The organism is Pseudomonas palmensis, from assembly GCF_017848315.1.
Taxonomy (GTDB): domain Bacteria; phylum Pseudomonadota; class Gammaproteobacteria; order Pseudomonadales; family Pseudomonadaceae; genus Aquipseudomonas; species Aquipseudomonas palmensis.
In genome coordinates this window covers 60681-68004 of record NZ_JAFKEC010000027.1, presented here as the reverse complement: position 1 = coordinate 68004, position 7324 = coordinate 60681, and the positions used below count along the sequence as shown (strand labels likewise).

Below are 7324 nucleotides of genomic sequence, written 5' to 3'. Positions count from 1 at the left end.
GGCGCGGGGAGGGCTGTGATATAACTGGCGGCATTCTTTCCCTGTCATGGATTCACCCTCCTCATGAAAGCCAAGGCTGATGTACCGTTCGTGCCGCTGAACATTGCCGTGCTGACCGTCAGCGATACCCGCACCCTGGAAACCGATACCTCTGGCCAGGTGTTCGTCGACCGCCTGACTGCTGCCGGCCACGCGCTGGCCGCCCGTGTACTGCTCAAGGACGACCTCTACAAGATTCGCGCGCAGGTCGCCACCTGGATCGCCGACGAGCAGGTGCAGGTGGTACTGATCACGGGCGGCACCGGCTTCACCGGCCGCGACAGCACCCCCGAGGCGGTCGGTTGCCTGCTCGACAAGCAGGTCGACGGCTTCGGTGAACTGTTCCGGCATATCTCCCTGGCTGATATCGGCACCTCCACCGTGCAGTCCCGCGCCCTGGCCGGGCTGGCCAACGGTACGCTGGTGTGCTGCCTGCCCGGCTCGACCAACGCGGTACGCACCGGCTGGGACGGGATTCTTGCCGAGCAACTGGATGTACGCCATCGCCCGTGCAATTTCGTCGCGCACCTCAAGCAGGCGGCGCCGTGTGAAAGCCGTGGCTGAGCCTGTTGCGGCAAAGCCGCTGCTGCCCGTGGAGCAGGCACTGGAGCGCTTGCTGGCGCTGGCCGAAGCGGCGCGCATCGAAGACTGCGAAGAGGTGCCACTGGCTGCTGCCGAGGGCCGTGTGCTGGCCACGGCGCTGGTCGCCGGCCTTGACCTGCCGCCCTGGCCCAACAGCGCCATGGACGGCTACGCACTGCACCACGCCGACTGGCAGGGCACGCCGCTGATGGTGAGCCAGCGCATTCAGGCCGGGCAGGCGCCTGCGCCTCTGGAGCCGGGTACCTGTGCGCGCATCTTTACCGGTGCGCCGCTGCCGGCAGGGGCCGACTGCGTCGAGATGCAGGAAAACGCCGATGTTCAGCCCGATCAACGCGTGTGTTTCACCGAGCCGCTCAGTGCCGGGGTCAACGTGCGCCCGCAGGGCCAGGAAACCCGGGCAGGTGAAACCGTGCTGGACGCCGGGACCCGCCTCGGGCCGGTCGAGCTGGGCCTGGCTGCCTCGCTCGGCTGCGCGGTGCTGTCGGTAGTGCGCAAGGTGCGGGTGGCGGTGCTTTCCACCGGCGACGAACTGGTCGAGCCGGGGCTGCCCCTGGGCCCCGGGCAGATCTACAACAGCAACCGGCGCCTGCTGGTCAGCTGGCTGCAGCGCCTGGGCTGCGAGGTGAAGGACGCCGGCATCCTGCCCGATGATCTGGCGTTGACCCGTGAGCGCCTGGGCCAGCTCAAGGACGTCGACCTGATTCTGTCCACCGGTGGTGTATCGGTGGGCGAGGCCGATTACCTGGGTATCGCCCTGCGCGAAGAAGGTGAGCTGTCGCTGTGGAAGCTTGCGATCAAGCCCGGCAAGCCGCTGACCTTCGGGCATTTTCGCGGGGTGCCGGTGATCGGCCTGCCAGGCAACCCGGCGTCGACCCTGGTCACCTTCGGCCTGCTCACCCGGCCGTACCTGTTGCGCCGCCAGGGTGTGCAGGACGTGACGCCGCTGCAGTTCAGCGTGCCTGCCGGTTTCGACTGGCCCAAGCCAGGCAATCGCCGCGAATACCTGCGCGCGCGCATGGAGCAGGGCCAGGCGCTGATCTACAAGAACCAGAGCTCGGGTGTGCTGCGCAGCGCCGCGTGGGCCGAGGGCCTGGTGGAGGTGCGCGAGGGCACTGCGCCCGGCAAGGGCGACAGCGTGCAGTTCATCCCCCTCAGCGAGCTACTCGGCTGACGGCAGCAGGCCCCGGGCAACCCGGCCGTTGCCCAGTGGGGCCTGCGCGGCGAGGCGCGCATACACGCTCTCCAGCTGCGCGGCGGCCCTGCTCCAGTCATGCTGCTCGCGCACGAACTGGCGCGCGGCATCGGACAACTGCTGCATGCGCGTCGGGTGGCTCAGCAGGCGGGTGATGATCAGTGCCAGTGTGTCGGTGTCGTCCCCTCCCAGGTAGTGCTCGCCGTTGCGCACTGCCAACCCCGCTGCGCCCTGGGTGGTGGTGACCACCGGCAGGCCTGCGGCCATGGCCTCGAGCAACTTGATCTTGCACCCACCGGCATGACGCAGCGGGGCAAAGAACAGCGCCGAGTGGCGTTGCAGCTCACGCAGGTCGGGCAGGTAGCCGATCCATTCGATGCGCGGGTCGTTCCAGCGCAGCTTCCACTGGGTGGGCAGGGCATGTCCGACCACCGCCAGGCGCACGGCCGGGTTGCTCAGCCATACCTGCGGCAGGATCTCCTCCAGCGCCCACTCCAGCGCCTCCAGGTTGGCGCCGTATTCGAAGTTGCCCACCAGCAGCAGGCGCTGGCTGTGCGGGCAGGCGCTGATGTGCTGGTAGTACTCGTAGTCCACGCCGTTGATCACCACCTCGGCAGGGCGGCCGGTGAACTGGCGGATCTGTTCGGCATCGCGCGGGTTGACGGCCACCACTTCGCTGGCCTGGCGCAGCACCCGCGACTCCCAGCGCCGGTAGCGCCAGCGGTCGAAGCTGTTGAACGGGCGCAGCCACAGGGGCAGGCGGTCCTGGCACACCGCGCCGGTGTCCGACTCCACATGATGCTCGCTGACCATGAAAGGCAGGCCGCTGGCTTGCAGGGCCTTTTCGAAGGGTTGGAAACTGTAGCTGTGCTCGATCTGGATCACATCCCACTGCTCGCGCAGCAACGTTTCGAAGCAGTGGCGCAGGTGGGGCGCCAGGCCGTTGGTGCTGGCCCGCATCGGGTAGCCGACGTACAGCGCCGCCAGCAGGTTGAGCGGGCTGCGCAAAGGCCTTCGCGGCAACACGATCAGGCGCTCGAGCAGTGGCTCCAGTGCCTGTCGGGCTGCCTCGCCAAGCGGAACTTTCGAGTGCACCAGCAGCGTGATCCTGTGCCCGCGTTCAGCCAGGCCACGCAACAGGTGGTATTGCCGGGCCTTGCTGCCGCTGGTGGTGGGCCAGGGCAGGTAAGGCAGTGTCCAGAGTACGCGCATGACCCACTTCCTCTCTTGCCGCAGGGGCGTCGACAGGCTGAATGCGAAAACGCGCCTGGCGGGCCTCAGCCGATCGCTGCTGCCGGGGCGCGTCCATAGATATCAGTAAAGCGCACGATGTCGTCCTCGCCCAGGTATTCGCCGCTTTGCACCTCGATCATTACCAGATCGATCACCCCGGGGTTGCTCAGGCGATGCTCGCGCCCCGGCTTGATGAAGGTCGACTCGTTGGTGTCGAGCAGAAATTCCTCTTCGCCGTTGGTCACGCAGGCCATGCCGCTGACCACGATCCAGTGTTCGCTGCGGTGATGGTGCATCTGCAGGGACAGGCAGGCCTGCGGGCGTACCATGATGCGCTTGATCTTGAAGCGCGGGCCTTCCTCGAGCACGGTGTAGGTGCCCCAGGGGCGCGTCACGGTGCGGTGCAGGCGATAGGCGTCGTGGTCCTGGCGCTTGAGCTGCTGGGCAATCAGCTTGACCTCCTGGCTGCGGCTCGCGTCGGCGATCAGCAGGGCGTCGGGGGTGTCGATGATGATCAGGTTGTCCAGGCCGATGGCGCCCACCAGGCGGCGAGGCGAATCGATGTAGCAGTTGCTCACGTCGTGCAGCACGGTCTCGCCGTTGCACTGGTTGCCCTGGGCATCGCCCTGGGCCAGGCTGCGCACCGCCCGCCAGCAGCCGATGTCACTCCAGCCCAACTGGCTGGGCAGCACTGCCACCTGGGTGGAACGCTCCATCACGGCGTAGTCGATGGAGATGTCGGCAACCTGCGCGAAGCTGGTGGCATCCAGTTCCAGTTGCAGGCTGTTGCTGCCCTGTTTGCTCTGGCTCAGCCCCAGGCATTCGCCGACCGCATCCAGAACCTGCGGTGCGTGCTGCTGCAGCTCGCGCAGGATGGCATCTGCACGCATGCAGAACATGCCGGCGTTCCACAGGTGCTGGCCGCCCTCGACATAGCGCTGGGCGGTCTCTGCGTTCGGCTTTTCGACGAAGCGCTCCACGCGATAGCCATGGGCATCCAGGGCCTGGCCCTTCTCGATGTAGCCGAAGCCGGTTTCCGGTTGAGTGGGCACCAGGCCGAAGGTGGTCAGCCAGCCTTGCTCGGCCAGGGCGCGGGCGCGCTCCACGGCCTCTTCGAAGGCTGCCTGGTCGGTGATCAGGTGGTCGGCGGGCAGCACCAGCAGGTGGGCGTCTTCGCCGTATTCACGGGCGCAGTGCAGGGCGGCGGCGGCAATCGCCGGGGCCGTGTTGCGCCCGCAGGGCTCGAGAATGAAGTCCAGCGCGATGCCGGGCTGTTTGAGCTGGCGGTATTCATCCTGGGTGCGGAAGAACACTTCGCGATTGGTGACGGTGAGTACGCGGGCCACATCCTTGAGTGCGCAGGCACGCAGGAAGGTTTTCTGCAGCAGGCTCTGGCCATCGGGCATGCGCATGAAGGGCTTGGGCATGGCCTCGCGTGAAACCGGCCACAATCGGGTGCCGGCTCCACCGGCAATGATGCAAGGGATCAGTGTGCTCATTTCACTCAGCCTCGTGTTCTGGGCACCGCTAGGCGGTGTGATAACAGGGAAAAGGTGAACCTGGCAGGCGCTTTGCTCAATGAGTCAAAAAAGTGACTTTTATCACTGGCATCGTCCGTGAAGGCCAAATATTTGTCGAATGATGCACATCGATTGAGAATCTTTCAATGGCAATTGTGTGAAAGCGCTGTTTTTGACGTGGTCCGCATGCAACGGAACCGTGTTGTAATCGGTCGATATACACGGGCGTCATCTGACGCGGCACCGCCGTCGGCGGTGATCAATGCGGGGGAGCAGTTATGGGTGAGCGCAGGGCATTGTTGATTCTGCATGGCAAGCAGGCCATGAACGACGAGGTGCGCGCGGCGGTAATGGGCTTGCGCGAGCGCGGCTGGCAGCTCGATGTTCGACTCACCTGGGAGGGGGGCGATGCCCAGCGCCTGGTGCACGAGGCGCTGGCGGCGGGGTACCCGCATCTGGTGGCCGGTGGTGGCGACGGTACCCTGCGCGATGTGGCAGAGGCGCTGGCCCAGGCCCGGGGTGATGCCAGCCTGGCGCTATTGCCGCTGGGTACCGCCAACGATTTCGCACGGGCTGCCGGTGTGCCGCTGGAGCCGGACCAGGCTCTGAACCTGCTGGAGTTGCCGGCGCGGGCGATCGACCTGGGCGAGGTGGGCGGGCAGGTGTTCCTCAACATGGCCACCGGCGGTTTCGGCAGCCAGGTCACGGCCAGCACTTCCGAGGACCTGAAGAAGGTGATCGGTGCCGCGGCCTATCTGTTCACCGGGCTGTCGCGTTTCAGCGAGCTGCGTGCGGCCTCGGTGGAGCTGCAAGGTCCGGATTTTCACTGGCAAGGTCAGTTGCTGGCCCTGGGAATCGGCAACGGCCGCCAGGCCGGCGGCGGGCATGTGCTGTGCCCGCAGGCGCAGGTGGACGACGGGCTGCTCGATATCAGCATCCTGCCGGCGCCGCAGGAGGTGGTCGGCACTTTGCGTGACCTGCTGAGCGAGGGCCTGGGGCTGGACAATCTGTTTGTTCGCGCGCGCCTGCCGTGGGTCGAGATCAAGAGCGCCGAAGGCCTGGACATCAACCTCGATGGCGAGCCGCTGCAAGGCGACAGCTGGCGCTTCAGTGCGCTGCCGGGGGCGCTGCGCGTGCACCTGCCCGCCGAGTCGCCGCTGCTCAGTCGTCCAGGCTGATGATCTGTTCGCGCACGGCGAACAGCACCAGGCCCGCCACGTCGTAGATCTGCAGGCGTTTCATGATCTGCGAGCGGTGGGTCTCGACGGTCTTGATGCTCAGGCCCAGGCCGTTGGCGATTTCACGGGTGGATTTGCCGCGCACGATCAGGCGCAGGATTTCCAGCTGGCGCGCCGTGAGGTTGTGGTTCTCGACGGCCTCGGGCTTGCTGCTCTGGGCGCGCAGTAACGCCTGGTTGATCACGGTATGCGCGATGGCCGGGCTCAGGTAGCGCTCGTCGCTGCGCAGCGCGGCCAGTGCCTGCTCCAGTTCGGTGGCGGTGGTGTCCTTGAGCAGGTAGCCATGGGCGCCGATTTCCAGTGCGCGCATGATCAGCTCGGGGTCGGTGTGCATCGACAGGATCAGCACCTTGCTGCGACAGCCAGCAGCCTTCAGGCGGCCCAGGGCCTCCAGGCCCCCGGTCGAGCGCATCGAGATGTCCAGCAGCACGATATCCGGGTCCAGGCGCTGCACCAGTTCGAGCAGTTGGCTACCGTCGTTGGCCTCGCCTACCACGGCGTAGCCGGGTATGTCGGCGACCAGGGCGCGTACGCCGGCGCGAATCAGGGAGTGGTCATCCACCAGCAACAGATTACAGATCATGGGGTTTACTTGTATTGGCGCGTTCACGGGCACGCGGTGGCCAGGGGAACAGTACGTCGATGTGGGTGCCCTGGCCGGGTTGGCTGTTCACGCTCAGCCGGCCATTGAGCAGGTTGACCCGTTCACTCATGCCGGCCATGCCGCGCTGGCCCTCCTCGCCGGGGGCGGCAGCAGGCGTGAAGCCCTGGCCGTCGTCGCTGATCGATAGTGCCAGGCCTTCGGGGGTGCGCTCGATGCGCACGCTCAGGTTGCGCGCCCGGGCGTGTCGCAGAATGTTGGTGACGGCTTCCTGGGTAATGCGAAAGGCAGCGATGGCCATGTCTTCCGGAATGCCACCCAGGCGCTGCCTGCACTCCAGGCTCCAGTGCACGTCGGTGTTTTCCAGGGTGCGCAGCAGGTGCGCGCGCAGGCTCGCTTCAAGCCCCAGGCTGGCCAGTTGGCGTGGGTTGAGGATCGCCGACACATCACGCACGTTGGCCAGGGTGTCGTCCAGGGTGCTGCGCAATGTGGCGCAGTGTTCCTGCAGGTCGGCCGGCATGCGCCGTTGCAGCCAGTCTGCCTGCAGCTTGGCGGCTGTCAGCAGTTGGCCGATATCGTCATGCAGTTCGCGGCTCAGACGCTGGCGTTCGCTCTCCTGCACCTCGAGCAGGCGATGGGCAAGCTCCTGGGGGCGCATGGCGATCGAGCGCGCGGCCTGGCGCAATTGCCAGCCAATTCCGAGCAGGGCGGCCAGCTGCAGTGCCAGCAGGCTGCCGGGCATCGGTGCCGCACGCAGGTACAGGTACAGGTTGGCCGCCGCCGACACCAGGCACAGCAGGGCGCTCAGCCAATGCAGCAGAGAAGCGCCCGGAGGGCCGCGCTTGAGTGTCTTGAGGCTTGAGAGCATAGGGAATGAAGCCACTGAAGTATCGCTGTT

The 7324-nt window shown here is 66.4% G+C and carries 7 protein-coding genes; 3 read left to right on the top strand and 4 right to left on the bottom strand.

Going from position 1 to position 7324, the window contains the following annotated elements:
- The first annotated feature begins 63 nt into the window (after positions 1-63).
- Together moaB and JZZ72_RS15715 are read left to right on the top strand one after the other, a co-directional pair.
- Positions 64-603, top strand: a complete 540-nt coding sequence (moaB, locus tag JZZ72_RS15720) for a molybdenum cofactor biosynthesis protein B (RefSeq protein WP_043864584.1) — start codon at positions 64-66, stop codon at positions 601-603.
- Positions 587-1813, top strand: coding sequence for a molybdopterin molybdotransferase MoeA (locus JZZ72_RS15715; RefSeq protein WP_210014686.1), 1227 nt, complete (start codon positions 587-589; stop codon positions 1811-1813). The genes moaB and JZZ72_RS15715 overlap by 17 nt, the downstream gene beginning before the upstream one ends.
- On the opposite strand, the gene JZZ72_RS15710 is transcribed toward JZZ72_RS15715, so the two are convergent.
- Together JZZ72_RS15710 and JZZ72_RS15705 are read right to left on the bottom strand one after the other, a co-directional pair.
- On the bottom strand, positions 1802-3046 hold the full coding sequence (locus JZZ72_RS15710) for a glycosyltransferase family 4 protein (protein WP_210014685.1): 1245 nt from the start codon (positions 3044-3046) through the stop codon (positions 1802-1804). The genes JZZ72_RS15715 and JZZ72_RS15710 overlap by 12 nt on opposite strands.
- 65 nt (positions 3047-3111) lie before the next feature.
- Entirely contained in the window at positions 3112-4566 is a 1455-nt protein-coding gene (locus JZZ72_RS15705) for a mannose-1-phosphate guanylyltransferase/mannose-6-phosphate isomerase (RefSeq protein ID WP_043864581.1), read from the bottom strand.
- Positions 4567-4865: 299 nt separating this feature from the next.
- Between JZZ72_RS15705 and yegS the strand changes: the two genes are divergently transcribed.
- Positions 4866-5765 (top strand): lipid kinase YegS, encoded by a 900-nt coding sequence (yegS, locus tag JZZ72_RS15700; protein WP_043864580.1) that lies wholly within the window; start codon positions 4866-4868, stop codon positions 5763-5765.
- On the opposite strand, the gene JZZ72_RS15695 is transcribed toward yegS, so the two are convergent.
- A complete protein-coding gene (locus tag JZZ72_RS15695; protein WP_043864579.1) occupies positions 5749-6408 on the bottom strand; it encodes a response regulator in 660 nt (219 codons plus the stop codon). The two genes, yegS and JZZ72_RS15695, sit on opposite strands and share 17 nt — an antisense overlap.
- Positions 6398-7294 carry a sensor histidine kinase gene (locus JZZ72_RS15690; protein WP_043864578.1) on the bottom strand — a complete coding sequence of 299 codons (897 nt, stop codon included), beginning with the start codon at positions 7292-7294 and terminating at the stop codon, positions 6398-6400. The genes JZZ72_RS15695 and JZZ72_RS15690 overlap by 11 nt, the downstream gene beginning before the upstream one ends.
- Positions 7295-7324 lie beyond the last annotated feature (30 nt).

What these genes read in the sequence shown, in the direction of transcription:
- JZZ72_RS15710 (WP_210014685.1), bottom strand. Translation starts at nt 3,046, where the DNA reads ATGCGCGTACTCTGGACACTGCCTTACCTGCCCTGGCCCACCACCAGC.
- moaB (WP_043864584.1), top strand. Translation starts at nt 64, where the DNA reads ATGAAAGCCAAGGCTGATGTACCGTTCGTGCCGCTGAACATTGCCGTG.
- JZZ72_RS15690 (WP_043864578.1), bottom strand. Translation starts at nt 7,294, where the DNA reads ATGCTCTCAAGCCTCAAGACACTCAAGCGCGGCCCTCCGGGCGCTTCT.
- JZZ72_RS15695 (WP_043864579.1), bottom strand. Translation starts at nt 6,408, where the DNA reads ATGATCTGTAATCTGTTGCTGGTGGATGACCACTCCCTGATTCGCGCC.
- JZZ72_RS15705 (WP_043864581.1), bottom strand. Translation starts at nt 4,566, where the DNA reads ATGAGCACACTGATCCCTTGCATCATTGCCGGTGGAGCCGGCACCCGA.
- yegS (WP_043864580.1), top strand. Translation starts at nt 4,866, where the DNA reads ATGGGTGAGCGCAGGGCATTGTTGATTCTGCATGGCAAGCAGGCCATG.